The organism is Vibrio sp. Vb1980 (genome assembly GCF_033338615.1).
In the GTDB taxonomy this organism is placed as follows: Bacteria; Pseudomonadota; Gammaproteobacteria; order Enterobacterales; family Vibrionaceae; genus Vibrio; species Vibrio alginolyticus.
This window is the reverse complement of the sequence record NZ_JAWOSZ010000012.1, coordinates 104,734-131,074: the sequence shown is the minus strand read 5'-3', so window position 1 is coordinate 131,074 and position 26,341 is coordinate 104,734. Positions and strand designations below refer to the sequence as shown.

The following is a 26,341-nucleotide window of genomic DNA, read 5'->3' as shown; positions in this document are numbered from 1 at the left end:
TAAAATGGGTGACGGAGAACGAATCGTGTTAGAGATCAAAAGCATACCCGCATTTAATGATAATTACATCTGGCTGATACAAAATAGCGATAAGCGCTGCGCAGTCGTTGATCCGGGCGATGCGAAGCCAGTATTAGAATTTCTGCAGGCTAACGAATTAACTTTAGAAGCGATTTTAATTACGCACCACCACAACGATCACATTGGTGGCGTTCCAGACTTAGTGCGTGCATTTCCTGACGTCGCCGTTGTGGGCCCAAAATCAGAGCCAATTCCAACCCTAACGACACCAATGGAAGAAGGCGACAAGCTGGAGTTGTTTGGTGAGATTTTCTTAGTACTTGGGTTACCCGGCCATACTTTGGGCCATATCGGTTACGTTGGGGACGGAAAACTGTTTTGCGGTGATGTGCTCTTTTCTGCTGGCTGCGGTCGTATTTTTGAAGGTACGCCTGAGCAAATGTTTGAATCACTGAGCAAACTAACGTCTCTACCAGAAGAAACTCAAGTCTTCTGCGCGCATGAATACACGGCGAGTAACGTGGCGTTTGCTCTAGCGGTTGAACCTGACAATGAGCAACTTCGCCAATATCGCGACGATGTAAACCGACTGCGAGCACTCAACATTCCGACACTTCCAACAACAATACGCAAAGAAAAGTGGATTAATCCGTTCTTGCGAACCTCTAACCCTGACGTGGTTCAATCTGTTGCTAGTCGCATTAAAAATAGCGATCCATGCTCGGTTTTTACTGCTTTACGCGAGTGGAAGAACGAATTTTAACCATTTTCTGCTTGTAAGTTTGCAAGACCCCAGTATTATCAGGGACTGATTTTTCGAGAAGCGCCACTGGCGCTTCTCTTACGTTTGGGGTTGATATAAATCTATTTGAATTTCTCCCCATTGCATAATTAGAAGCTCTTTGCCTCTATAAATTAGTTAGTGTTTAAAAGATGTCTATTATCTTGCGACTGCCACGCACATTACGTTGCGCGACAGGCAGGTGAAGATAAACAGGCCCTAAATAGGCTGAATCCATGCGTTTGAAGTATACTTGGGCGTTGGCGTTGTTATTATCTGGCTGTCAATTGACTCAGTCAGATTCAACGTCTTCTACACCAGAAACCAATAAATCTGAGCAGACTGCAAAGCAAAATGCAGTAAAAGCTCAACCGGGCAATAAATCGTCACTAGCAAAAAAATCCGCTAACGACGCGCCTAAAGTTCTCTCCCCCCAAGAACAAGAAGATGTGTGGCAACGTATCGCCATGCAGCTGGACATGGATATCCCAAACCACAAGAAAGTGGACTACTACCGTACGTGGTATTTAAAGCACCCAAATCACCTTTACACGGTATCTAAGCGTGCGACTCCTTTTCTATACATGATCACAAAACGTATCGAAGAGCGCGGACTCCCAATGGAGCTTGCATTACTTCCTGTAGTGGAAAGTTCATTCGATGCCTTTGCCTACTCACATGGTAGCGCGGCTGGGTTGTGGCAATTTGTCCCAGGCACCGGAAAAATGATGGGATTAGAGCAAAACTACTGGTATGACGGTCGCAGAGATGTGGCAGCAGCAACGGATGCAGCGCTGGACTACCTAGTACAACTAAACGAGCGTTTTGATGGTAACTGGGAACATGCAATCGCCGCTTATAACAGCGGTGGAGGCCGAGTTTCTAGCGCAATTCGTAAGAATAAAAAGCTCGGTAAACCTATCGATTTCTTCTCATTAGACTTACCAAAAGAGACCAGCAGTTACGTTCCTAAGCTATTGGCCTTGGCTGACGTTATCGCAAACCAAGACAAGTACGGACTTAATATTCCTGCAATTCCAAACAAGCCTGTTCTAACGCTTGTTGATCCAGAAGAGCAGTTAGATCTGGCTATTGCCGCAGATTATGCCGGCATTAGCGTAAAAGAGTTGCAGAGTTACAACCCAGCATACAACCAGTGGTCGACAGCGCCTGAGGGGCCGCACCAACTTTTGATTCCCGTAGAGAAAAAAGAGACTTTTCTCACCAAGGTGGAGAAAAATCGCGGTAAAGGGATGAAGGTCGCTCGCTACAAGGTGAAATCTGGTGACTCTTTAAGCGTGCTAGCTAATAAATACGGCACAACCACGAAAGTCATTCGACGTGCCAACGGCCTATCGAATAACAACATTCGTATTGGTCAATACCTATTGATTCCGACATCAACAAAAGACGATGCAAAATATGCATTAACGGCACAAAACCGATTAAACAAGACTCAATCTCGTGCTCGTGGTCAACTCAAGCTCACCCATGTCGTTCAGTCTGGAGAAAGTTTGTGGTCAATCGCACGTAACAATAAAGTGTCGTATAAATCGTTAGCTAAATGGAATGGTATGGGCCCTAAAGATCCATTGCGTGTGGGTCAAAAGCTAGTGATTTGGAAAGACTCAGACAAAGGTTCTGTGATCCGTACCGTTTTCTACAACGTTCGCTCTGGCGACACCATTAGCGGCATTGCAAGCAAGTTCAAAGTAAAAACGAACGACATCGTGAAATGGAACTCGCTACACAAGAAAAAATACTTACAACCAGGTCAAAAGCTTAAGTTGTACGTTGACGTAACGAAGGTAAGTGTATGAACCCATCAAGCAATCCACTTGTGATGCTGTTGGACATTTTTCGTTCTCCAACATCTTGTTTTCTTGCGCTTTATCAACGCGGTGGATGGGGATGGCAACCGTTCATCTTCCTGATGCTTAGTCCGTTTTTATTCTGGGGTGCTTACTTTTCGAATGTCGATTTCACGTGGCTCAGTGACCAACTTGCTGCGCAATTTCAGCAAATCGACCCGAAGCAGATTGAGCTATTAGAACCAAACACGCTAATGGCAAGCGCGATCATCAATGATGTATTCAACCGCTTTGCCACCTTACTATTGCTCGCGCTTTGGTTCTTTCTTGCAACAAAGGCAAGCAAACAACAATACGGTTACTGGAAATGGTTTGCCGCATCGTGTGCTATCTTATTCCCAGCAGTATTGGGCGATGTAGCAAGCTACGCGAGCTTGCTACTCAAGCATGGTCAGGTAATGACTTACGCTGCCGATTTAAATAGCCTCAATGGTCTATTAAAGCTGCCTCTTACTAACGAATGGTCTCATTTCGCTAGCTCGTTACCTTTGCTTCTGCCTTGGTACATTGTGCTCGGCTACGGCGTTGTACTGACGTGGACGGAGTTTGAACGTGGCCAAGCTTTGGTGATAGCAAGCCTGCCATGGGTATTCTTCTACGTTATTTGGGCACTTTATATTGTGGTAACCTAAGCTAGTTATTTAACGTAAATGACAATAACAATGGGTTATGATCGGAAGCGTCGCTCTGCGGCGCTTTTGCGTACTTAAGCGTCAGACCTCGGTAAAACACATGGTCCAGTGGTAACCCTGTTATAAATTGGACTCGATGATCCGGCAAGAACGTCACCTCTTGTAAGTCCGCAGCCTTTAAGGCCTGCCTCATCGCATTAACGCGAGATTCACTCCAGCTATTGAAGTCTCCAGCAAATAGAATTGGCCCCACATGATGCTTTAAAAGCATTTCAACCGCCGTTAACTGAGATACATACTCTTTTGTACCCACGGTGAAGTTAATTGCATGTACATTCACCACTGCGAGTTTCTCGCCATTACTCAAGTGATACTGGCTATATAATGCAGACTTAGGTAAGCGAAGCCACGGCTCTTTAGAGGTGTAAGCGCAGGCTTTTTCTGGTTGCCCTTGAGCAATACTAATTACACCGGCACCGCTACCCAGCGCCTTAAAAGCACTCACTTGATTACTAACCCAGCGACCATCCACCAACCACTGTTTAAATGATGGTGTCATGCTGGCTTCTTGCAATAACAGTAACTGCTTATCAGCAGAAAACTCATCGAGTGCACGTTGCCAATTAGCCCGGTTCTGTTTGTAGATATTCCAGACAAGCACATTGATTTTGCCGTCATGATCGAGAGCTTTTGAATCGCTAAATTCGATGCACCTGATATCTTGTGTCAGCTCGGTACCTGTTTGAGTAATAATTTGCGGCTGATCTGGTACGGTGAAAATAACCTGGAAGCCAACCAATACCGCCATTACGAGAAAAGCTAACGCCAGAAAAAAACGCTTAAACATACGACAAACCTGAATGTAGGCACCCGAAATCTAGAACAACAAATCTCGGGTTAAATGATTTCACTAATAAGCAAACAACAAAAAAGGAGCCACTTGGCTCCCTTTTAGCATAATAAATACGAAACAGGTGACAAGAAACCTTAGATCGCGTCTTCGTCTTCTTCACCAGTACGAATACGAACCACACGCTCAATATCAGTGACGAATATTTTACCATCACCAATCTTACCAGTTTGCGCGGTTTCAATGATTGTCTCTACGCATTTATCAGCCACATCTTCCGTTACAACGATTTCGAGCTTCACTTTAGGTAGAAAGTCCACCATGTACTCTGCACCACGGTAAAGCTCGGTGTGACCTTTTTGGCGACCAAAGCCTTTCACTTCAGAGACGGTCATCCCTGTAATGCCAACTTCAGCTAGCGCTTCTCGAACATCATCCAGTTTAAATGGCTTGATAATCGCTTCAATTTTTTTCATGTTCATCCCTTAAGCTTCAATCGATTGCGCTTATTATCGTTTAGCGTTTCGCAACATTCAATGTTTGTCTCTGATCCACCAGCGAAAATCCAGGCTGAGCAAATTAACATAGCGAATATCGTGAGTTGATAAAACCCAATGAGGACTGCTCAATGCCCAATCGTCCAAGCTTTACTTCAGACTCGCGTTTACTTCAAACTTGCGTAGTAAGCCGCTAGGTTAGCGATGTCTTCATCAGACAACAATGAAGCTTGAGCTTGCATCACAGCAGCAAGCCCACCTGTTCGCTCTTTATTTTTATAAGCTTTAATTGAACTGATAATATATTGCTCATTTTGCCCTTTCAGATTTGGGTAACCCGGAATGACAGCAATACCATCAGCGCCATGACACGCCGCGCATACTCCCGACTTTGCTTGACCTGCTGCGACATCTCCCGCAGCTAGAGCTTGCCCACTGAACATGGTTAACGCCACCATTGCACCCATGATTGTTTTCTTCATTGCTTCACCTAATCAATTATTATTTAAGGATTTTTATATTTTATAATCGACATTGTGGCATGAATTTTCATTACCTGCGCCAAATAAGTTCACAATCTTGACCATTAAATGCCTGATCAACGAACAGATCTGCCACAGCAACGACTCGGTCTTGATACATCAAAATCGGAATTTGACGACGCAGCCAGCTTGGCACATTGTATTCTTGGAACAACTTCTTCAGTTTTCGACTGTGATTACGCGTGGTTGGATGCGCTGATAAGCCTTCCGGATTAAAGGTCACGCGAAGCAATTCTGGCTGACTCGGAAGCGCAATCGTTGCGTTGCTAGAACTCGTCGTTAAGGTCAGCTCCCCTAGCCGCTCTGGCAGCGACAAAGTCGCATCAACTTGAATCGTACTTTGCCACTCAGTGACGTCAGCCGTTTCCGTTACCCAATAGAGACAATTTCGAAAACGGCGCACTTCACCTTGTTTAAGTTGTAGTTTGGGGTTGGCATCTTGCTGAGCTAATGCGACTTCATTCCAGATGAGATTGAGTTGTACCTGAGTCGGCATACTAGTATTAAGCTTAGACAGCCACATACGAATCAAGCGCGCACGCGCTAATCCACTGTGCTTAGCCAGTTCTTCAATACTCAAACTTAGATCCGTTTGTAAAGCGCGTTCAAACACCGCGCTCAATAGTTCATCCAATAGCGCTTCTTGTTGAGCACATAAACTTGCACTGCGCTGAACCGCTTGATGGATACTCGGCCAGCGACCAGACAATTCAGGAATAACACAATGACGAAGAAAGTTACGATCATAACGGGTATCTTGATTGCTTTCGTCTTCCACCCACTCCAAGCCTAATTTAGTAGCGGCTTCTTCGATGGTCTTCCGCTTGATAGTAAGCAATGGTCGAACTAGAGATCCGCAAGAAAACGGCATACTCTCCGCCATCGAAGATAACCCTTTAGGCCCGCTGCCGCGCTTAAGCGCAAGGAGAAAAGTCTCTATTTGATCGTCGGCATGTTGACCAGTCAACAGTATATCACCTTCTTGAATGTACTTAGTTAAGGCTTGGTAGCGAGCTTCACGAGCAAGAAGTTCAATACTTTCACCATTGCTGATGTCTAAGCTCACTCGCTCGATCGAGCACGATATCCCCACTTGTTGTGCCCAAAGTAAGCATTTATCGGCCCAATTATCGGCATTCGAGCTTAAACCATGGTGCACATACACAGCGTGACACTCTACAGAGTGCGCTTGTTGGTAGCGACTGAGTAATTCGAGTAAAAGACGTGAATCCACTCCTCCGCTAAACGCCAAGACAACCTTAGTGCCTAATTGATAGTAGCGGCCGAGAACTTGAGCAAAATGCGGGTAAAGCGATTCCATAAGCGATCCGATAGGTACAAAAAAAGGGCTGGACTCTCATCCAACCCTTTCTATTTTAACTGTTATCACTTGAGATATCAGCTAACGCTTAATAGCAATCACCGAAATTAACAGTAACCGTAGCTCATTAGACGCTGGTAACGACGCTCACGTAGCGTCTCTTCATCCAATTGTTCTAGATCTTCTAGCTGACGAAGTAGTGTCGCTTTCATATTCGCTGCCATTTGAACATGATCGCGATGAGCGCCGCCTAGTGGCTCTTCAATGATTTCGTCGATCAGTTCAAGCTCTTTAAGACGCGGAGCAGTTAGGCCCATTGCCTCTGCCGCTTGTGGCGCTTTGTCTGAATCACGCCATAAGATTGAAGCACAACCCTCAGGAGAAATTACTGAGTACGTAGAGTACTGAAGCATGTTCACGTAGTCGCCTACACCGATTGCTAATGCACCACCAGAACCGCCTTCACCGACAACGTTACAGATTACTGGTACTTTAAGACCAGACATCACTTTTAGGTTTTTCGCGATAGCTTCAGATTGACCACGTTCTTCTGCGCCCACACCTGGGTATGCGCCAGCCGTGTCAATAAATGTGATGATCGGCATGTTGAAACGCTCTGCCATTTCCATCAAGCGTAGAGCCTTACGGTAGCCTTCTGGTTTCGGCATACCAAAGTTACGTTTCACCTTTTCTTTGGTCTCACGACCTTTTTGGTGACCAATGATCATCACAGGGCGGCCTTCAAGGCGAGCCATGCCACCCACAATCGCTTTGTCGTCTGCAAACGCGCGGTCACCCGCTAATTCATCAAACTCCTCAAAAGCGTGTTGGATGTAATCCAGCGTGTAAGGACGTAGTGGGTGACGAGCCAGTTGAGCTGTTTCCCATGCACCTAGGTCACTGAAGGTTTTTTTCTTCAGCTCTAAGCTTTTCTTCTCAAGCTGTTCGATTTCTTTATCCAGGTCAATCGCAGAATCACCACCGTGACGAGAGACATCACGTAGTGCTTCAATTTTCGCTTCTAGTTCTGCAATTGGCTTTTCAAATTCAAGAAAGTTTAGGCTCATCTATGAATCCTTGTTTACTCAGCGTCTAACATATTGCGCTGAATTTTTAGTTAAATTCGAGTTCTACCTGGCTTTTGCCAAGTAACTGTTTTAAATCGTCGAGTAATGTATCACTTGGCGTTACTCGCCACTCGGTGCCCAATGTTAACCGCGCTCTGGCGTCGGCACGCTGGTAGTATACATTGACGGGTACGGTTCCGGCTTTGTGCGGTTCTAAAATACGGCTGAACTGCTCAAAAAACTGATCGTTGATCTGAGTTGCATCTATCGATACCGACAAACCACGAGCGTATTTCTCGCGCGCACTGCCGAGATCCATAACTTCACGCGCCGACATTTTAAGGCCACCGTTGAAGTCATCAAAGCTGACCTGTCCAGAAACGACCAAAATTCTGTCTTTTTCGAGAAGTTCAGCGTATCGATCCAGCGCATCTGAGAACAACATCACTTCCATGCGACCACTTCGGTCATCCAGTGTCATAATACCAATTCGTGTACCACGCTTGGTCGTCATTACACGAGCGGCAATAACCAGGCCGGCTACCGTGACAGATTGGTCGCGGCGAGTGGGCGTTGCGTCTTTTAGTCGACAACTGGTGTATTTGTTTAGTTCCTTTACGTAGGCGTTAATTGGGTGCCCTGTCAAATATAGGCCTAGGGTATCACGCTCGCCCTCTAACCACACTTTTTCTGGCCAAGGCGGAACCTGCGTATACTTATGCTCTACTTCTTCAGGCGCATCCGTTAGCACACCAAACATATCCGTTTGACCAAACGCTTCAGCTTGGTGATGTTGACTTGCTGCTTTTACCGCATCATTGAGTGACGCCATCATCGCCGCGCGGTGTGGGCCTAGTCGATCCAACGCACCCGCGTAAATCAGCTTCTCTATCACTCGTTTATTGACGCGTTTTAGATCAACTCGAGCACAGAAATCAAACAGGTCTTTAAAGTGACCACCTTTATTTCTCGCCTCAAGAATCGCATCGATAGGACCTTCACCTACCCCTTTTATCGCACCAATACCGTAAACAATTGCGCCATTTTCATCAACATTAAAGCGATATAGGCCAGAGTTGATGTCTGGTGGCAGCACGGTGAGCTTCATACGGAAACACTCATCGACCAAGCCAACGACTTTTTCCGTGTTATCCATATCGGCTGTCATTACCGCAGCCATAAATTCGGCAGGATAATGTGTTTTCAGCCAAAGAGTTTGATAAGAAACCAATGCATAAGCAGCAGAGTGCGATTTGTTAAAACCATAACCGGCGAACTTCTCTACCAAGTCGAAGATTTTCATCGCCAACTCGCCATCGATACCGTTCTTTATCGCACCTTCTTCAAAGATAGCACGTTGTTTTGCCATCTCTTCTGGCTTTTTCTTACCCATTGCACGACGGAGCATGTCCGCACCACCTAGCGTGTAACCCGCTAAGATCTGCGCAATCTGCATTACCTGCTCTTGGTACAGGATGATGCCGTAGGTTGGATCAAGCGTCTCTTTTAGAGACTCGTGTTGCCACTTTTCATCTGGATAAGAGATCGCCTCTCGGCCATGTTTACGGTCGATAAAGTTATCTACCATGCCCGATTGCAAAGGACCCGGACGGAAGAGTGCTACCAATGCGATAATGTCTTCGAAACAGTCTGGCTGAAGTCGTTTGATCAGCTCTTTCATGCCTCGAGATTCAAGCTGGAATACTGCTGTCGTTTCAGAGTTTTGCAACAAACGGAAAGAGGCAGGGTCTTCTAACGGTATGGATTCAATTTGAACCGGTTCTTTCCCTTCTCGCTCTAGGCGTGGGTTAATCAGTCCTAACGCCCAGTCAATAATGGTTAAGGTACGTAAACCCAAGAAGTCAAACTTAACTAGGCCAGCGGTCTCAACATCGTTTTTATCAAATTGAGTAACCGGAAAGTGACCTTCAGCGTCTGCATAAATTGGCGCAAAATCGGTAATTGTTGTAGGTGAAATTACAACACCACCAGCGTGTTTACCGGCGTTTCGCGTACAGCCTTCCAAAATATGACACATGTCGATGAGTTCTTTAACTTCCTCATCGGCCTCATACAATTCAGGTAGTGCAGGTTCAGCTTTAAACGCTTTATCTAGCGTCATACCTGGATCGGGCGGGATCAGCTTTGAAATACGATCAACAAAACCAAATGGGTGGCCCAATACGCGGCCAACGTCACGGATTACCGCTTTTGCCGCCATGGTACCAAACGTGATGATCTGAGACACCGCGTCACGACCGTACATTTCCGCAACGTGGTCAATAACCTGGTCACGTTTATCCATACAGAAATCGACGTCGAAATCGGGCATCGAAACACGTTCTGGGTTCAAGAAACGTTCGAACAGCAAGTCGTATTCTAGTGGATCCAGATCGGTGATTTTTAGTGCGTAAGCCACCAAAGAACCAGCACCGGAACCACGTCCAGGACCGACAGGAATTCCATTATCTTTTGACCACTGGATGAACTCCATTACGATCAAGAAGTAACCAGGAAATCCCATTTGGTTGATAACATCTAGCTCTATCTGAAGACGTTCATCATATTCAGGGCGGCGACGTTTTCTCTCTTCCTCATCTGGAAATAGGAACTCTAAACGCTCTTCCAACCCCTCTCGGGATTTCATGACTAGGAACTCAGTCTCTTTCATCCCTTCGGTTGGGAAAGCTGGTAGGAAGTACTCCCCTAAGCGCACAGTCACGTTACAACGCTTCGCTATCTCGACACTGTTTTCTAACGCTTCAGGAATATCAGCAAACAGCTCGCACATTTCTTCTTCTGTACGAAGATATTGCTGCGGACTGTAGTTTTTTGGCCTACGCGGATCTTCTAATGTGTAACCATCGTGAATCGCTACGCGTATTTCATGAGCATCAAATAGGTCTGGACTCAGGAATACAACTTCATTGGTCGCCACTACTGGCAAGTCTTGCTGCTCTGCCAATTCAACCGCAAAGTGAAGATAAGTTTCTTCATCTGGACGACCGGTACGAAGTAGCTCAAGATAAAAGCGATCTGGAAAATGCTGTTTATAGAAATCAACACACCCTTGCACTATTTGACGGTTGCCTTTCAAAAGGCCGCGACCAATTTCTCCGCTTTTACCGCCGGATAATACAATCAAGCCTTCAGACATTTCAGCCAACCAGGCTTTATCAATCACTGGGTGGTGTTGAACATGTCCACGTAAGTACGCTTTTGATATCAATAACGTCAGGTTCTTATAACCTACATTATCCGCCGCAAGCAAAGTCACTTGTGTCAGCTCTTCACCAAACTCGTCCGACTGCATTTTAAAGTCAGCACCAATGATCGGTTTAACACCACTGCCATGCGCCGTACCGTAAAACTTCACCAAACCACATAGGTTGGTAAAGTCGGTCAACGCCATTGCGGGCATACCGAGCTCAGCAACTTTCTTTACGATTGGCGGAACTTTGTTGAGGCCATCCACCATCGAGAAGTCACTATGAACACGCAGGTGGATGAATTTGGGATCTGACATTAACAGGTACCGTGTAACTCTATTTTGTTGGGGATTCTAACCTAAAGAGGTTGGGTTTATAACACCAATTAGATCGTTTGATTATTCTATGCTTAACGCTTTTTTTACTGGCTTGAAACTCTTGCGGTGTTCACTGATCACTCCGTGTTGCTCAATCGCTTCAAAGTGCGCTTTAGTTGGGTAACCTTTGTGCTTCGCGAAGCCAAATTGTGGATGAAGTTTATCCAACTCTTCCATCTCTTGGTCACGCACGACTTTGGCAATAATTGAAGCCGCACTGATTTCGGCAACACGTAGATCGCCTTTTACTACAGCTTGAGCATCCATTGGCAGCTCCGGACAACGGTTACCATCAATCAACACCAAATCAGGTTGAACCTGTAACCCCGCCACTGCACGCTGCATCGCAACCATAGTCGCCTGCAAAATATTCAGTTGATCGATTTCTTCAGGAGAACAACGCCCGACCGCCCACACCAATGCTTTTTCTTTGATTTCAGGAAGCAACGCCATGCGTTTCTTTTCGGTCAATTTTTTCGAATCGTTCAACCCTTCAATAGGATTGTTAGGATCAAGGATAACCGCAGCGGTGACGACGTCTCCCACCAAAGGGCCACGTCCGACCTCGTCGACTCCGGCCACAAGCTGATAACCTTGCGGATATTCAAACGGAGGGAGTTCAACTTTGGTTTTGGTCGCTTTTGGTTTAACAGCCATGATAAATCTCTATTTTTCAATCAGTTTTAGAACCGCGTTTGCGGCTTGTTGATCCGCATCTTTACGGATCCAATGATGCATTTCCGTAAACTTATCTAACATCGGTTTATTGTCGCTTTCCAATAAGCGAGAAACCTCAGTAAACAAATTGTCTGGTGTGCACTCATCTTGTAGATATTCTTTGACGAGCTCATCATCCGCCAAGATATTCGGCAATGACACATACTTCGTTTTCAATAGACGTTTAGCTAAGAAAGCAGTAAATGCATTCACACGATAACCCACCACCATTGGACGCTTGAGAAGCATACACTCCAACGCTACGGTACCGGAGGCCAACATCACAGCATCGGATGCGGTGATGACGTTGCGTGCGGTGTCATCAACTAACTTGAAGTCCAACTCTGGCGCTAGCTCTTTCCATGCTTGTTCAAACTGCTCACGGCGTTTTTGATTAACAAGCGCGACAACAAACCCCAGTTCTGGAAATTTTTTATGGAGTAACTTGCAGGTTTCAATAAACGGCTCTGAGAGCATTTTTAACTCGCTACCACGACTGCCTGGCAGGACAGCAAGCCACTTTTTATCTTGTTCTAAACCAAGCAACTCACGTGCAGGCGCTTGTTCTGATTCTAGTGGGATGGCATCAGCCAAGGTATGACCAATGAACTCGCAAGGTACATTAAATTTGTCGTAGAACGCTTTCTCAAACGGAAGAAATGCTAGCACCAAGTTCGTTGCCGCTTCTATTTTAAAGATGCGCTTCTGACGCCAAGCCCAAACAGACGGACTCACGTAATGAACGGTTTTAATGCCCGCTTGCTTGAGGTCAAGCTCCAGGCGTAAGTTGAAGTCAGGAGCATCGATCCCGATGAAAACATCAGGCGGATTCTGAGTAAAATACTGAACGAGCTCAGCTTTCACTTTAAGAAGTCTCGGTAAGCGGCCTAAAACCTCGACTAATCCCATCACCGCAAGCTCTTCCATATCAAACAGAGACTCGCAACCTTGGGCTATCATTTTCGGACCACCAATGCCTACGAACTCTGCGTCTGGATATTGTTGCTTTACTGCTTTGATAAAGCCTTCACCTAGCGTATCGCCAGACAATTCTCCGGCAATGATGCCAATACGTAATGGTCTTTCCATATCTACTTCGCTATTTTTCCTGTGCGCTATGGATAACGGTTTGCCTTATCCATAAAACACAAAAAGATCGTAACCTCAAATTCGGTCACGATCTTTTTATTTATTGGTTCATTCGCCAATTAACGAATAATGCCACGTTCCGTCGTTTCCAGAATATCTGAGAAACGCTTCACTGCTGGCCACTCTTGAGCCATTTCAGCTAGAATAGGCTTCACTTCTTCTAGCGTCTTACCTGAACGGTAGATTTCTTTATACGCTTTTTGTAGCGCACGAATCTCTGGTTTCTCAAAGCCATTACGCTTCAAGCCAACAAGGTTCAAGCCGAAAGGTGTGGCGTGGTTACCTTGCGCGAGTACGTAAGCTGGGACATCTTGCACCACTGCTGAGCAGCCGCCAATGTATGCGTAAGCGCCCACTGTACAAAACGGGTGAATCGCAGACAGTGCCATCACACCAGCATAATCATCAACAGTAACGTGACCACCAAGAATCGAGTTATTACCGATATGAGTGTGGTTACCAATAACAACATCATGCGCAACGTGTGCATTCACACACAATAAGTTGTCATCACCAATGATCGTGGTTGCTTTGTCCTGCACTGTGCCGCGGTGAACTTGGACCGCTTCACGAATGACGTTACGGTCACCGATAACCACAGTTGTGTCTTCACCACCGTATTTTTTGTCTTGGTTTTCTTCGCCGATGACAGCATGTGGGAAAATACGGTTATCTTTGCCAATAGTCGTGTGACCTTTGATCACAACGTGAGACATCACTTCTGTGCCTTCACCAATTTCAACCGTAGAGGTGATGTACGTAAAAGGACCTACTGTTACGTTAGCACCAATTTTGGCGCCCTCTTCTACCACCGCTGCCGGGTGGATTTTAGCGGTTTCATGAATCATATTAAAACTCTCGACGAGCACACTTCAGTTCTGCAGAACATACCACTTCGCCGTCAACTTTTGCTACACCGCTAAATGCAGCAATGCCGCGACGTTCTTTCAGAAATTCTACCTCAATAACCAATTGGTCGCCCGGAACCACTGGTTTACGGAATTTCGCGCCGTCTACGCTTGCAAAGTAGTACAGTTCATTTTCTGTTGGTGCACCAAATGATTTAAATGCAAGTAAGCCTGTTGCCTGAGCCATTGCTTCTAAAATCAAAACACCTGGGAATACTGGTAGTTGAGGAAAGTGACCTGTGAACTGAGGTTCGTTAACCGACACGTTTTTAATCGCGTGAAGGTACTTCTCTTCTTGGAAGTCTATCACTCGGTCGATCAATAAGAATGGGTAGCGATGAGGTAGTAGCTCTTGAATTTCAGAGATGTTCATCGTTTTCTTTTCAGTAGTCAAAGTCGTCTTCCTATATCAATTTTTTGCCGCCAAGATGGCAAACGTGGCAACAGGTCGTAAAGCCGAATCGCTTTGCAATATACTAGCAAAATACGCACCATCTTGGAGTTAAATCTACTTAGAGCGCGTCATTATAGAAGAAAAAGACCCGCATTTCGCGAGTCTTCGTACAGAATATGGAACTAGAGCCTGTTAGCTTTCACGTTAAATACAGAGCGAAAGATAACTTGTTCTAAATTTCTTCTTTCTGTTCCAGCTGTTTTTCAACCGCTTTTAGGCGCTTATTCATCTCATCAATACGGTGAACTCGAGTTGCAGTTTTACGCCACTCTCTGTTCGTTTGTAGTGGAATACCTGATGAGTAAAGGCCTTTTTCTTCGATACTGCGCATTACCATGCCCATACCTGTAATCGCCACACCATCTGCGATAGTGATATGGCCATTCAGAACAGACGCGCCGCCAATCTGGCAGTACTTACCAATTTTTGTACTGCCTGCGACAATAGTACCACCAGGCATCACGGTACCATATCCGATCTGCACGTTGTGCGCGATTTGAAGTTGGTTATCCAGAATGACATTGTCTTCAATGATAGTATCTTCGAGTGCACCGCGGTCAATCGTAGTACAAGCACCAATCTCAACGCGGTTACCGATACGCACTGAACCAAGCTGAGGAATTTTGATCCACTCGCCTTTGTCATTCGCATAACCGAAGCCATCAGAGCCAATGACGGTACCCGATTGAACGAGACAGTCATCACCCAATGACACTTCATGATAGATAGTGACATTAGCCCAAAGCTTAGTGTTATTCCCTAGCTTGGCGTTCTTACCGATAAAACAACCAGCGCCAACGCTTACGTTATCGCCGAGTTCTACGCCCGTTTCAATCACAGCGTTAGCGCCGATTGTAACGTTCTCACCCATCTTAACGTCGCCGGCAATCACAGCACTTGTTGCAATATCGTCTGCCGGTGTTGGTGTGGTATCCATCGCTTGGACCACACGAGCAAATGCGACATAAGGGTCTGAAACCACTAGCGCACTTCCAACGCATTGATCTTTATGCTCAGCCTTTACCATAACAACGGTAGCTTGGCACTCAGAAAGGTGTTTTGCGTATTTTGGGTTAGACAAGAAGGTTACGTCACCTTCTTGTGCTTTATCCATTGGGGCAACACGGCTTACAACGAGAGACTCGTCACCAAACAGCTCACCCCCGGTAATTGTCGCCAATTCGGCTAATGTTAATGTCTTCATAACTTCTTATTTTAGAGCTTTAATTACGTCTTCAGAGATATTGTATTCTGGCTTGCCGTACTGCAAAGCAGAGATATCAATCACAAGATCGTAACCATTTTTGTCTGCGACTTTCTTAACTGCATCTTGAATCGTTTTGAAAAGCTTCGCTTTTTCTTCAGCTTCACGACGCGCACTTGCTTTTTCAAGTGCTTGTGCTTTCACTTTGTACTCGCTGTCTAGCTTCGCGATATCGATACGTAGCTTTTCAACTTCGTCTTGACCCAAAAGCTCGCCGTCACGTTGTAGCTTCTCAATCTTTGTTTTAGCTTGTGCTTGGATTGACTTCAGTTCATCAGCTTTGCTTTTGAAGTCTTTCTGCATTTTTTGTAGTACAACTTCACGTTGAGGAAGAGCTTGAAAAACTTGAGCTGTATTTACGTAAGCAATTTTCTGTGCAGCTTCTGCCGCATTTGCAAACATTGAAGAGCTCAGTACAAGAAGGCCAATCCCAGCCGCTTTGATCATTTTATTCAAAATATTTTCCTCTTTAGAAAGTTCTACCGATAGTGAATGTGAAGAACTCTTCATCATCGCCATCAAATTTCTTAATTGGTTTCGCTAGTGAGAAGACTAGTGGCCCCATTGGAGACATCCACTGCAACGCCGCACCGTAAGAAGAGCGGTAGTTGGTTGGATCTGAGTAATCGTAGTAGTAACGGTCACCATATTCCGCACCTGAATCGCGGTAGTCAAACTCCGTATCCCAAACACTTGCCATATCAAAGAAGATACTGGTACGAATTTGGTTTTGTACTTCTTCTGATGCAAATGGTGTTGGGACAATCAACTCAACACTTGCTAGCGCTACGGCGTTACCACCAACAGAGTCATCTGTTGCTGTATCTGCGCCATTGTTTGAACCAGATGTATCACGGTAAACCGCTTTAGGACCAACAGAGTTTGAGCCAAAGCCACGAAGCGATGTAAAGCCACCTGCGTAGTAGTTTTCGTAGAATGGGAACAAGTTATCGTTGCCATCCGTTTGACCGTAACCATTACCGTAACCTAAGCGGCCACGGAACAAGAGGGTAAACTCATGCTTTTTAGTCAATGGCACATACTGACGAACATCGTACTGCATTTTGAAGTATTGAACGTCAGAGCCAGGTACGGTCATTTTATAGAATGCACGCTGATGGTTACCTGCCGTAGGGAAGTAGCCACGGTTTAAGTTATTACGTGTCCAAGAGATATTGAAGTCGAAGTCGTTTGTGTTCAACGCTCCACTAGAATCAATGTTGTCTGCTTGTGCTCGTAAGAACTGCTCTACCTGCAAGTAAGGCGATAAGTTACCGATCTTGTTGTGCGTATAACCGACACCGAATTCAAAACGGTTCAACTCATCGAATGGGAAGCCCCACGTTAAGCTCGCGCCATAGCTTTCGTTGGTATAGTCAACGATATTGGCTTCTTTCGCTTCAAATTCGTTATAGAAAACCTTACCACCCAAGCTTACACCGTCTAAGTTCCAGTACGGATCACGGTAATCAAGACTGATGTTTTTCTGGTAGTCATTCATCATCGCGTTGATACCAACACGGTTACCGCTACCAATAAAGTTATCTTGTTGCAGGCCAACCTGGAAGCTCACACCCGATTCTGTACCGTAGCCAACACCGAAGTTAACGCTACCAGAGTTCGCTTCTTTGACAGAATAAACTAGGTCAACTTGATCATCACTACCAGGAACTCGAACCGTCTGTACTTCAACATTTTCAAAGTAGCCCAAACGATTTAGACGAGTTTTACCCGTTTCAATCGATTTCGAGTTCAACCAACTGCCTTCCATCTGACGCATTTCACGACGAAGGACTTCATCTTTGGTTGAGTTATTACCCGTGAAGCGAATATCACGAACATAAATTCGGTTACCCGGGTCTACGTTAACGACCAAAGAAACTTCTTGATTCTCGTCGTCAAACTCTGGAATGGTATTCACTTGAGGATAAGCATAACCAGACTCACCAAGCACACGCTTAATCCCTTCTTCCATTGAAGTAACCAACGAGCCGTTGTATGTCTCATTGTCTTCAAATGGCACAAGTCTTTCGAACGTCGCTTCCTCGCCAATCAAATCACCACGGAACTTCACGTTCTTAACGGTGTAAACCTCGCCCTCTTCTAGACCAAGAGTAATGTATACCCCTTTCTTGTCAGGAGAGATTGCAACTTGTGTCGAATCAACGTTAAATTTTAAGTAACCACGATCCAGGTAGAATGATTTGAGTGCTTCAATATCACCTGCAAGGACTTGCTTTTGATACTTTTCATCAGAAAGGAAATTCCACCACGGCACATCAACATTTAAGTTAAAGCGCGAAAGCAGTTCTTCATCACTGAACACTTCATTACCGATAAAGTTGATTTGCTGAATTTTTGCCGACACACCTTCAGTAAAGACAAACTTAAGGTCAGAACGATTACGTGGTAGTGGAGTCACCACCGCTTTTACTGTTGCGTTGTATTTACCTACGCTGTAGTAAAAGTCTTCTAAGCCTTTTTCAATGTTGCTTAGCGTGGTGCGGTCAAGCGCTTCACCTTCACGAACGCCAGACGCGTTCAGGTTTTCTTGTAGCTGCTCGTCCTTGATTGCTTTGTTACCTGAAAAAGAGATGCTTGCAATGGTAGGACGTTCTTTGACTTGAACCATCAGAACACCACCGTCACGCAACACTTTCACATCTTCAAAGTTACCAGATGCATACAGGGCGCGGATAATTTCTGCAACATCGCCTTGGCCAATGGTATCACCGACACGTACAGGCATTTTCAACAATGCAGCACCCAGTGCTACACGCTGCAATCCATCGATTTCAATATCTTGAACTACGAAGTTCTCTGCTCCATTTGCAGATACACTGGTCGCCAGTAAACTTGCAAATAGAATTCGCTTAATCGCCATACTTGTTCTAATTATTCCTTGCTACTGCTTTTGTCTCTGAACTATCACAGACGAGTAAAATCATTAAATAGCGCTAACGCCATGAGCGAGAAGATGATCGCACCACCAATTCTAAAGCCCATTTCCTGCACTTTCTCAGGAACAGGACGTCGAATGACTGCTTCAATTGCAAAAAACAACAAATGACCGCCATCCAACATTGGTAAAGGAACGAGATTAATAATACCTAGGTTAACACTAATTAGAGCGAGAAAACCTAAAAAGTAGACCAAACCATAATCTGCTGTCGCGCCTGCGCCTTTGGCTATTGATATTGGTCCACTCAGATTATTCAGACCAACGTCTCCAACAATAAGCTTCTTAAGCATGCTGATTGTCAAACCAATGACTTGGCCAGTTTTGTCTACTGCTTTACCTATTGACTCGAATACACCAAACTGAAGATCGAAGCGATAACTTTCTGGCCATTCTGCGACTTTAGGTGCAATACCTGCAAAACCAACGACTTCTTTGTTAGCTAGCTCACGGCTACCGGGCGTCAGCGTCAATGTTTGCTCATAACCCTGACGTAACACCGTCAATTCAAGCGGTGTATCAGGATTAGAACGAACCGCTTCAACTACTTGCTTCCATTCGGTCACGCGTTGTTGACCAATTGCGACAACCTCATCACCTGGAAGCACACCGGCTTTTTCCGCCGCTCCACCTTGCGAGACCTGCTCGATAACTCGATACACCTCCGGTGTATACGGAGTAAAACCTAACGACTGCATCGCTGACTGAGTTTCTGGGTCGAACTTCCACTCACGTAAATCGAGCGTTTTCGTTACTTCTGAACCAACTTCATTCGCTGACGTTAGTGTTACCGTCATCAAATCATCGCCAATATGAGAAATCAATCCCATATTTACTGATTCCCAATCCGGAGTTTTGATACCAGATATCGATTTAAGTTCCATTCCAGATTCAATTCCAGCTTCCGCAACAATCGAATTGGGCGTAACTTCACCAATTACAGGCTTAACAGCCGGGATACCAATTAGAAATACCAGCCAATAGGCAAAAATTGCGAAAAGAAAATTAAAGATGGGGCCAGCCGCAACAATAGAGGTTCGCTTCCATAACGGCTTCTTATCAAACGCTAGGTGCTTCTCATGTTCTGGCACCTCATCGACACGGCTATCAACCATTTTCACATAGCCGCCGAGAGGGATCATTGAGATGCTGTACTCCGTTCCGTCTTTGCCTACTTTACTCCAAATAGACTTGCCGAAACCGATTGAAAACTTTTCAACTTTAACGCCGCAACGGCGAGCAACCCAAAAATGCCCAAATTCGTGCACGGTAACAAGAATGCCCAGTGCGACGATAAAAGAAATGAGATTCCACAATATACCAGTCATCAGCTACGCTCGCGTATGGTTTCTAGGGCAATAGTTCGTGCCATTCTATCTAGCTCGAGCAAGCTTTCCAAGCTATTCGCATTCTCAGCTTTGCAGCTTGCGTTGATTTTATTCAACACAGACTCATTGATGCGAGCAATATCGGTAAAACCTAGTCTGTTATTTAAAAATGCATCAACAGCGACTTCATTAGCTGCATTCAATGCCGTTGTTGCGTGTTGACCTTCATAACAAGCATCAATTGCGAGTTTTAAACATGGGTAACGAGCAAAATCAGGCTGCAAAAACGTCAGCTCACCAACTTTCGTGAAGTCTAGCGGCTTAACCCCAGCTTCCACTCTTGACGGGTATGACATGGTGAGCGCAATTGGCGTCGCCATATCCGCTTCTCCCATTTGTGCCAAGACCGAACCATCACGATACTGAACCATAGAATGAATTACCGATTGAGGGTGAATAACCACCTTCAGTTGTTCGCGAGCAGCATTAAATAGCCACTTAGCTTCGATATACTCAAGGCCTTTATTCATCATCGTGGCAGAGTCAACAGAAATTTTTGGCCCCATCGACCAGTTTGGATGAGCAATCGCCTGCGCGGGTGTCACCTGCTCCAGTTCTGCGATGTCAGTGTAACGGAAAGGACCACCAGATCCAGTCAACAAAATATGAGAAATGCCATGTTCTTGTAAATTGCAACGACCCAGATTGGTTTGTACTTGCTGCGGTAAACATTGGAAAATGGCGTTGTGTTCACTGTCGACGGGAAGTAGCTCTGCGCCAAATTCTTCAACGGCATCAATAAATAGCTGGCCTGACATTACAAGTGCTTCTTTATTTGCCAACAAGACTCGCTTACCTGCTTTCACGGCAGCCATGGTAGGCAATAAGCCAGCGGCTCCTACAATAGCAGCCATTACACTGTCGACCTCGTCCAGCGAAGCAATATGGCATAGCGCATCAACACCACCTAGCACTTCGGTACCTGGCGAAACCGAGTGTAGCTCAGCTTGAAGTTGAGACGCCGCAGCTTTATCTGCCATGACCGCATACTTAGGTTGCCAATGACGACATAAACCGATCATCTTTTCAACGTTAGTGCTTGCCGCTAAGGCAACGACAGAAAACAGATCTGGGTTTTGTTCGACCACTTTAAGCGTGCTTGCACCAATTGATCCAGTAGCACCAAGAATCGTTAACTTTTGCATGTTGTAAGACCGTTAGAAAGCTCAGGAGCGACGACGCCGCTCCTGATAAATTAGAATACGTAGTAAAGAAGAGCAAAAACTGGGAATGCTGCGGTTAGGCTGTCGATACGATCTAGCACACCACCGTGCCCTGGGATAATGTTACTGCTGTCTTTAATGCCTGAGACACGTTTGAACATACTTTCAACCAGATCACCAAGCACTGAAATAACGACAGTCACTAGCGTAATCAGCACCATATGGACAGGGCTAGTGAACTGGATGTCGAACCAATCAGCAAATGCCCACGCTACGATTAATGCCGTGATAATGCCACCAATTAGCCCTTCAATGGTTTTATTGGGGCTTACATGAGGAGCCATCTTACGTTTGCCTAAGCTTTTGCCTGCAAAGTAGGCGCCGCTATCTGCAGCCCATACCAAGAAACAAACGTACAACACAAGCTTTGCGCCGTGGTATGGATCTACAGTGATGTCATACGCTCTGAGAATAATCACACTCCAAAGGAATGGGATTAGTGTCAGAAAACCAAATACATGACGTAAAACAAAATTACTTTGCCAAGATTTCGTCGTTTTGGGGTAAGTAATCGCCATTAAGCTAGCAATAATCCACCAAACAAAACCAATACCCAAGACGACATAATGAGGTGTCGTTAAGTGATTTAGGCTATATGCATCAGGCGAGATGTATAGAAAACTAAGTCCGGTAATAATGATTGCCGGCACAAGGGCAGCAATGCGAGAGTTGCTTCCTGTAAACTGAGTCCACTCCCAAAAACCTAATAGCGTTATTGCAGTTAAAGCGGCAATAAAGCCCATTAGCGGTAATTTAAAAATGCCTAAAATAACCAGGGGAGCTAAAATTAGTGCTGTTATTATTCTCTGTTTCAAACTAACTAGTCCTTATTGAGCTGCCATCAATGCCTTTATTTGTTCACCTGTACAGCCAAAACGACGTTCTCGGTTGATAAACCAAGTCACAGCTTCTACCAAACTGTCTTCATCGAATTCTGGCCAGTACTCTGGTGTAAAGTACATTTCTGCATAAGCCATTTGCCACAACATAAAGTTGCTGATGCGGCACTCTCCACTGGTGCGAATTAAAAGATCCACTTCCGGTAAGTCTGCCATGGTCAAATGCTCAGTGATTAGCTGCTCATTGATATCCTCTACACGAATTTCACCGTTACGTGCTTTTAGCGCTAACGTTTTAGCAGCTTCTGTGATGTCCCATTTACCGCCATAGTTGGCTGCAATGTTGATCACCATACCCGTGTTATCTGCCGTTAGGTTTTCTGCTTCTACAATTTTCTTTTGTAGACGCTCACTAAATCGACTGGTATCACCGATCACGCGCAACCGTAAGTTATTTTTGTGTAGTTTATTTACTTCACTAGACAGGACCGTGATAAACAGTTCCATCAAAAGACCCACTTCTTCCTCCGGACGACGCCAGTTTTCACTACTAAAAGCAAACAGCGTCATGGCTCTAATGCCTAGTTTTGAAGCAGCAGCCACGGTCTTACGAACGGCACTAACGCCTTTTTTATGACCAAATACGCGAGGTTTTCCTTTGGACTTAGCCCAACGGCCATTACCGTCCATAATGATGGCAATATGCTTAGGAAGGGAATCAGAGAAGGCTTGAGAATTTTGCATAGGGAGTTAATTGAGTTCCATCAGTTGGATAGACTAACATAAAAAAACGCTGAGCTGTGAGCACAGCGTTTTCCAACAGTGATGTGTGTGGGAGTATTAAACTTCCATCAACTCTTTTTCTTTTGCAGCAAGAACTTCATCGATCTTCTTAACTGCAACGTCAGTTAGCTTTTGAATTTCGTCTTGTGCTTTACGATCTTCATCTTCAGAGATTTCTTTATCTTTTAGAAGCGCTTTAAGATCGTTGTTTGCGTCACGACGGATGTTACGAACAGCAACACGACCACCTTCAGCTTCACCACGGACGATCTTAACTAGGTCTTTACGACGTTCTTCCGTTAGCGGTGGAAGTGGAACGCGGATGATAGTGCCAGCTGACATAGGGTTTAGACCAAGGTCAGACGTCATGATCGCTTTTTCTACTTTCGGCGTCAGCTCTTTATCAAAAACCGTGATTGCAAGTGTACGTGCATCTTCAGCAATAACGTTTGCTACTTGGTTTAGAGGTGTTGCTGCACCGTAGTATTCTACAGAAATACCAGATAGTAGGCTTGGGTGTGCACGACCTGTACGAATTTTAGAAAGGTTGTTCTTAAGCGCTTCAACGCTTTTATCCATGCGCTCTTGCGCGTCTTTTTTGATTTCGTTAATCACAGTTTCACCTTAAAAATGTCATCTTTCCTGAAGAAAGCCTAAAACGGTTGAGCAAAGCAAGCACCACCCTAACGCTTTGGAGTGGCACCTTAAGCCAAGCTTATTCGTTGATGAGCGTGCCTTCTGCTTCGCCCATTACCACGCGACGTAGTGCGCCTGGCTTGTTCATATTAAATACGCGGATTGGCATTTTGTGGTCACGAGCTAGCGTAAACGCCGCCAAGTCCATAACTTTCAGCTCTTTATCCAGAACTTCTGCATAAGATAGCTTATCATACAGCTCTGCGTCTGGGTTTGCTACAGGGTCAGCAGTAAATACACCATCAACTTTCGTCGCTTTTAGTACGACATCCGCTTCAATTTCGATACCACGTAAACAAGCAGCAGAATCCGTTGTAAAGAACGGGTTACCAGTACCAGCAGAGAAGATGACAACTCGGCCTTGGCGAAGCTCACGGATCGCATCAGCCCAATTATAGTCGTCACATACGCCTTTTAGAGGGATTGCAGACATAACGCGCGCATTTACGTATGCACGGTGAAGAGCATCACGCATCGCTAGGCCATTCATTACTGTAGCAAGCATACCCATGTGGTCACCAACTACGCGGTTCATACCAGCTTCAGCTAGGCCTGCACCACGGAACAAGTTACCGCCACCGATAACTACACCAACCTGAACACCCAGTTCAACCAGTTCTTTAACTTCTTGTGCCATACGATCAAGGACCGCAGGATCAATACCAAAACCGTCTTCACCTTGAAGAGCTTCACCACTCAGTTTTAATAGAATACGTTGATACGCTGGTTTAGGGTTCGTAGTCATGGAGTTTACCTTCCAAAGAGAGTTGTTGATTAACAGTCATGAATAGACACAACTTCAGTTATGGCTATTCATCACGGCTAATCGTTCACTGCTCATAAAAAGACCGCAGCCTTGGCTACGGTCTAATCTTTATACAGTCTCTAAGGATTAACCTTTTTGAGCTGCTGCAACTTCTTCAGCGAAGCTCATTTCTTCTTTCTTCTCGATACCTTCACCTACTTCTAGGCGAACGAACGTAGAAACTGAAGCGCCTTTTTCTTTCAGCATTTCGCCTACAGTTTTCTTAGGCTCCATGATGAAAGCTTGACCTGTTAGAGAGATCTCGCCAGTGAATTTCTTCATGCGGCCAACAACCATCTTCTCAGCGATTTCAGCAGGCTTGCCTTCGTTCATTGCGATTTCAACTTGAACCGCTTTCTCTTTTTCTACTACGTCAGCTGGTACGTCTTCTGGGTTAACGAACTCTGGCTTAGAAGCAGCAACGTGCATTGCAACGTGCTTAAGAGTTTCTGCGTCGCCTTCACCAGCAACAACAACACCGATTTTCTCACCGTGACGGTAAGAAGCGATTGCAGTGCCTTGAACGTATTCTACGCGACGGATAGTGATGTTTTCACCGATTTTAGCTACTAGAGCTACACGTGCGTCTTCGAATTGTGCTTGTAGTTCTTCAACAGAAGCTTTTGAAGCTAGAGCTGCAGCTGCAACTTCTTCTGCGAATGCAGTGAAGTTACCGTCTTTAGCAACGAAGTCAGTTTGGCAGTTAACTTCAAGAAGAACAGCAACGCCGTTTTCTTCTTTGATGATGATTGCGCCTTCAGCTGCAACGTTACCAGCTTTCTTAGCTGCTTTCGCTGCGCCAGATTTACGCATGTTTTCAATTGCTAGTTCGATGTCAGCGTTTGCTTCTACAAGCGCTTTCTTACATTCCATCATGCCAGCGCCAGTACGCTCGCGAAGTTCTTTAACTAGAGCAGCAGTTACAGTTGCCATTCTGTCTTCCTCGTTTGATTCGAAATAAGGTAAAAAACAGGGGCCTAACATTGTCGGCCCCCATTGCTAACTATAACTTAGTTTATGCTACACAAAGGTTTCACATAGACCAAGTGTGACACAGAGCCGCTATTATTCAGCTTCTACGAAACCGTCTTTTTCAGCAACTGCAGCTACGTCTTTGTTACGACCTTCAGATACTGCTGAAGCAGCAGCGTTCAGGTATAGCTGTACAGCGCGGATCGCGTCGTCGTTACCTGGGATTACGTAGTCAACGCCGTCTGGGTTAGAGTTAGTATCTACCACAGCGTATACTGGAATACCTAGGTTGTTAGCTTCTTTAATTGCAATGTGTTCGTGATCAGCGTCGATTACGAATAGAGCGTCTGGTAGGCCGCCCATGTCTTTGATACCACCAAGAGATTTCTCTAGCTTCTCCATTTCGCGAGTACGCATTAGAGCTTCTTTCTTAGTTAGTTTGTCAAAAGTACCGTCTTGAGATTGAGTCTCTAGTTCTTTTAGACGCTTGATAGACTGACGAACTGTTTTGTAGTTTGTAAGCATACCGCCTAACCAGCGGTTGTTTACGTAAAACTGGTTGCTTGCGATTGCAGCTTCTTTAACAGCTTCAGATGCAGCGCGCTTAGTACCTACGAATAGAACCTTACCTTTCTTCTCGCCAACTTTAGCTAGTTCAGCTAGAGCGTCGTTGAACATTGGTACAGTTTTTTCTAGGTTGATGATATGAACTTTGTTACGAGCGCCAAAGATGAATGGCTTCATTTTTGGGTTCCAGTAACGAGTCTGGTGACCGAAGTGAACACCAGCTTTTAGCATATCGCGCATTGATACAGTTGCCATTTTAAAATCCTCTATGGGGTTAGGCCTCCACATTCCCCATAACTCCGACCAAGCTTCTGCTCAGCACCCCGGAATATGTGACGGAATGTGTGTGATTTAAAGATAAAAGGTTATTCGGATGAAGCTTGCTTCGCCGCTTAACTTTGCTAAACGAAGAGAACAGTCCTCTATTCCGGCGCGCTTTATACCATATT

At 45.2% G+C, this 26,341-nt stretch carries 24 protein-coding genes; 3 read left to right on the top strand and 21 right to left on the bottom strand.

Annotation, left to right across the window (positions count from 1 at the left end):
* Nucleotides 1-25 precede the first annotated feature (25 nt).
* From gloB to R7F64_RS17380, 3 genes are all read left to right on the top strand, one after another.
* Nucleotides 26-784 (top strand): hydroxyacylglutathione hydrolase, encoded by a 759-nt coding sequence (gene gloB / locus R7F64_RS17390; protein WP_017636045.1) that lies wholly within the window; start codon nt 26-28, stop codon nt 782-784.
* A 254-nt stretch (nt 785-1,038) separates the two neighbouring features.
* Nucleotides 1,039-2,622, top strand: a complete 1,584-nt coding sequence (locus tag R7F64_RS17385; protein ID WP_017820746.1) for a LysM peptidoglycan-binding domain-containing protein — start codon at nt 1,039-1,041, stop codon at nt 2,620-2,622.
* Nucleotides 2,619-3,305: a YIP1 family protein gene (locus R7F64_RS17380; protein WP_005380375.1), complete on the top strand. Its 687-nt coding sequence runs from the start codon at nt 2,619-2,621 to the stop codon at nt 3,303-3,305. The genes R7F64_RS17385 and R7F64_RS17380 overlap by 4 nt, the downstream gene beginning before the upstream one ends.
* 1 nt (nt 3,306) lies before the next feature.
* Here R7F64_RS17380 and R7F64_RS17375 read toward each other — a convergent pair whose 3' ends face one another.
* The 21 genes from R7F64_RS17375 to rpsB form a co-directional block, all read right to left on the bottom strand.
* Entirely contained in the window at nt 3,307-4,152 is an 846-nt protein-coding gene (locus R7F64_RS17375) for an endonuclease/exonuclease/phosphatase family protein (RefSeq protein WP_017636044.1), read from the bottom strand.
* Between the two features lie 140 nt (nt 4,153-4,292).
* On the bottom strand, nt 4,293-4,631 hold the full coding sequence (gene glnB, locus R7F64_RS17370; RefSeq protein WP_005380372.1) for a nitrogen regulatory protein P-II: 339 nt from the start codon (nt 4,629-4,631) through the stop codon (nt 4,293-4,295).
* Nucleotides 4,632-4,819: 188 nt separating this feature from the next.
* A complete protein-coding gene (locus R7F64_RS17365; protein WP_033905507.1) occupies nt 4,820-5,134 on the bottom strand; it encodes a c-type cytochrome in 315 nt (104 codons plus the stop codon).
* 70 nt (nt 5,135-5,204) lie between these two features.
* Nucleotides 5,205-6,515, bottom strand: coding sequence for a tRNA lysidine(34) synthetase TilS (gene tilS / locus R7F64_RS17360; protein ID WP_053349817.1), 1,311 nt, complete (start codon nt 6,513-6,515; stop codon nt 5,205-5,207).
* Between the two features lie 107 nt (nt 6,516-6,622).
* The gene (accA, locus tag R7F64_RS17355) at nt 6,623-7,582 is read right to left on the bottom strand and encodes an acetyl-CoA carboxylase carboxyl transferase subunit alpha (protein WP_005380365.1); all 960 of its coding nucleotides are present in this window, start codon (nt 7,580-7,582) and stop codon (nt 6,623-6,625) included.
* Between the two features lie 46 nt (nt 7,583-7,628).
* Nucleotides 7,629-11,108, bottom strand: coding sequence for a DNA polymerase III subunit alpha (gene dnaE / locus R7F64_RS17350; RefSeq protein WP_006741668.1), 3,480 nt, complete (start codon nt 11,106-11,108; stop codon nt 7,629-7,631).
* Between the two features lie 81 nt (nt 11,109-11,189).
* Nucleotides 11,190-11,825, bottom strand: a complete 636-nt coding sequence (gene rnhB, locus R7F64_RS17345) for a ribonuclease HII (protein ID WP_318071928.1) — start codon at nt 11,823-11,825, stop codon at nt 11,190-11,192.
* A 9-nt stretch (nt 11,826-11,834) separates the two neighbouring features.
* Nucleotides 11,835-12,974 carry a lipid-A-disaccharide synthase gene (gene lpxB / locus R7F64_RS17340; RefSeq protein WP_017636041.1) on the bottom strand — a complete coding sequence of 380 codons (1,140 nt, stop codon included), beginning with the start codon at nt 12,972-12,974 and terminating at the stop codon, nt 11,835-11,837.
* A gap of 119 nt (nt 12,975-13,093) precedes the next feature.
* Complete coding sequence (gene lpxA, locus R7F64_RS17335) at nt 13,094-13,882, bottom strand: acyl-ACP--UDP-N-acetylglucosamine O-acyltransferase (protein WP_005380357.1); 789 nt, start codon at nt 13,880-13,882, stop codon at nt 13,094-13,096.
* Nucleotide 13,883: 1 nt separating this feature from the next.
* The gene (fabZ, locus tag R7F64_RS17330; protein ID WP_005380349.1) at nt 13,884-14,336 is read right to left on the bottom strand and encodes a 3-hydroxyacyl-ACP dehydratase FabZ; all 453 of its coding nucleotides are present in this window, start codon (nt 14,334-14,336) and stop codon (nt 13,884-13,886) included.
* 232 nt (nt 14,337-14,568) lie between these two features.
* Nucleotides 14,569-15,600, bottom strand: a complete 1,032-nt coding sequence (gene lpxD / locus R7F64_RS17325; RefSeq protein WP_262607097.1) for a UDP-3-O-(3-hydroxymyristoyl)glucosamine N-acyltransferase — start codon at nt 15,598-15,600, stop codon at nt 14,569-14,571.
* A 6-nt stretch (nt 15,601-15,606) separates the two neighbouring features.
* Nucleotides 15,607-16,116 (bottom strand): OmpH family outer membrane protein, encoded by a 510-nt coding sequence (locus R7F64_RS17320; protein ID WP_005391804.1) that lies wholly within the window; start codon nt 16,114-16,116, stop codon nt 15,607-15,609.
* Between the two features lie 13 nt (nt 16,117-16,129).
* Nucleotides 16,130-18,544: an outer membrane protein assembly factor BamA gene (gene bamA, locus R7F64_RS17315; RefSeq protein WP_042521413.1), complete on the bottom strand. Its 2,415-nt coding sequence runs from the start codon at nt 18,542-18,544 to the stop codon at nt 16,130-16,132.
* 44 nt (nt 18,545-18,588) lie between these two features.
* Nucleotides 18,589-19,947, bottom strand: a complete 1,359-nt coding sequence (gene rseP / locus R7F64_RS17310) for a sigma E protease regulator RseP (protein WP_047102606.1) — start codon at nt 19,945-19,947, stop codon at nt 18,589-18,591.
* Complete coding sequence (gene ispC / locus R7F64_RS17305) at nt 19,947-21,152, bottom strand: 1-deoxy-D-xylulose-5-phosphate reductoisomerase (RefSeq protein ID WP_047102607.1); 1,206 nt, start codon at nt 21,150-21,152, stop codon at nt 19,947-19,949. The genes rseP and ispC overlap by 1 nt, the downstream gene beginning before the upstream one ends.
* A gap of 50 nt (nt 21,153-21,202) precedes the next feature.
* On the bottom strand, nt 21,203-22,045 hold the full coding sequence (locus R7F64_RS17300) for a phosphatidate cytidylyltransferase (RefSeq protein ID WP_005385351.1): 843 nt from the start codon (nt 22,043-22,045) through the stop codon (nt 21,203-21,205).
* Nucleotides 22,046-22,057: 12 nt separating this feature from the next.
* On the bottom strand, nt 22,058-22,813 hold the full coding sequence (locus R7F64_RS17295; protein WP_047102608.1) for an isoprenyl transferase: 756 nt from the start codon (nt 22,811-22,813) through the stop codon (nt 22,058-22,060).
* 96 nt (nt 22,814-22,909) lie between these two features.
* On the bottom strand, nt 22,910-23,467 hold the full coding sequence (frr, locus tag R7F64_RS17290; protein WP_005380330.1) for a ribosome recycling factor: 558 nt from the start codon (nt 23,465-23,467) through the stop codon (nt 22,910-22,912).
* 100 nt (nt 23,468-23,567) lie between these two features.
* Nucleotides 23,568-24,293, bottom strand: a complete 726-nt coding sequence (gene pyrH, locus R7F64_RS17285) for a UMP kinase (protein WP_005380329.1) — start codon at nt 24,291-24,293, stop codon at nt 23,568-23,570.
* 147 nt (nt 24,294-24,440) lie between these two features.
* Nucleotides 24,441-25,286, bottom strand: coding sequence for a translation elongation factor Ts (gene tsf / locus R7F64_RS17280; RefSeq protein ID WP_005380328.1), 846 nt, complete (start codon nt 25,284-25,286; stop codon nt 24,441-24,443).
* Nucleotides 25,287-25,418: 132 nt separating this feature from the next.
* A complete protein-coding gene (gene rpsB, locus R7F64_RS17275; RefSeq protein WP_005380327.1) occupies nt 25,419-26,147 on the bottom strand; it encodes a 30S ribosomal protein S2 in 729 nt (242 codons plus the stop codon).
* Between the last annotated feature and the right edge of the window lie 194 nt (nt 26,148-26,341).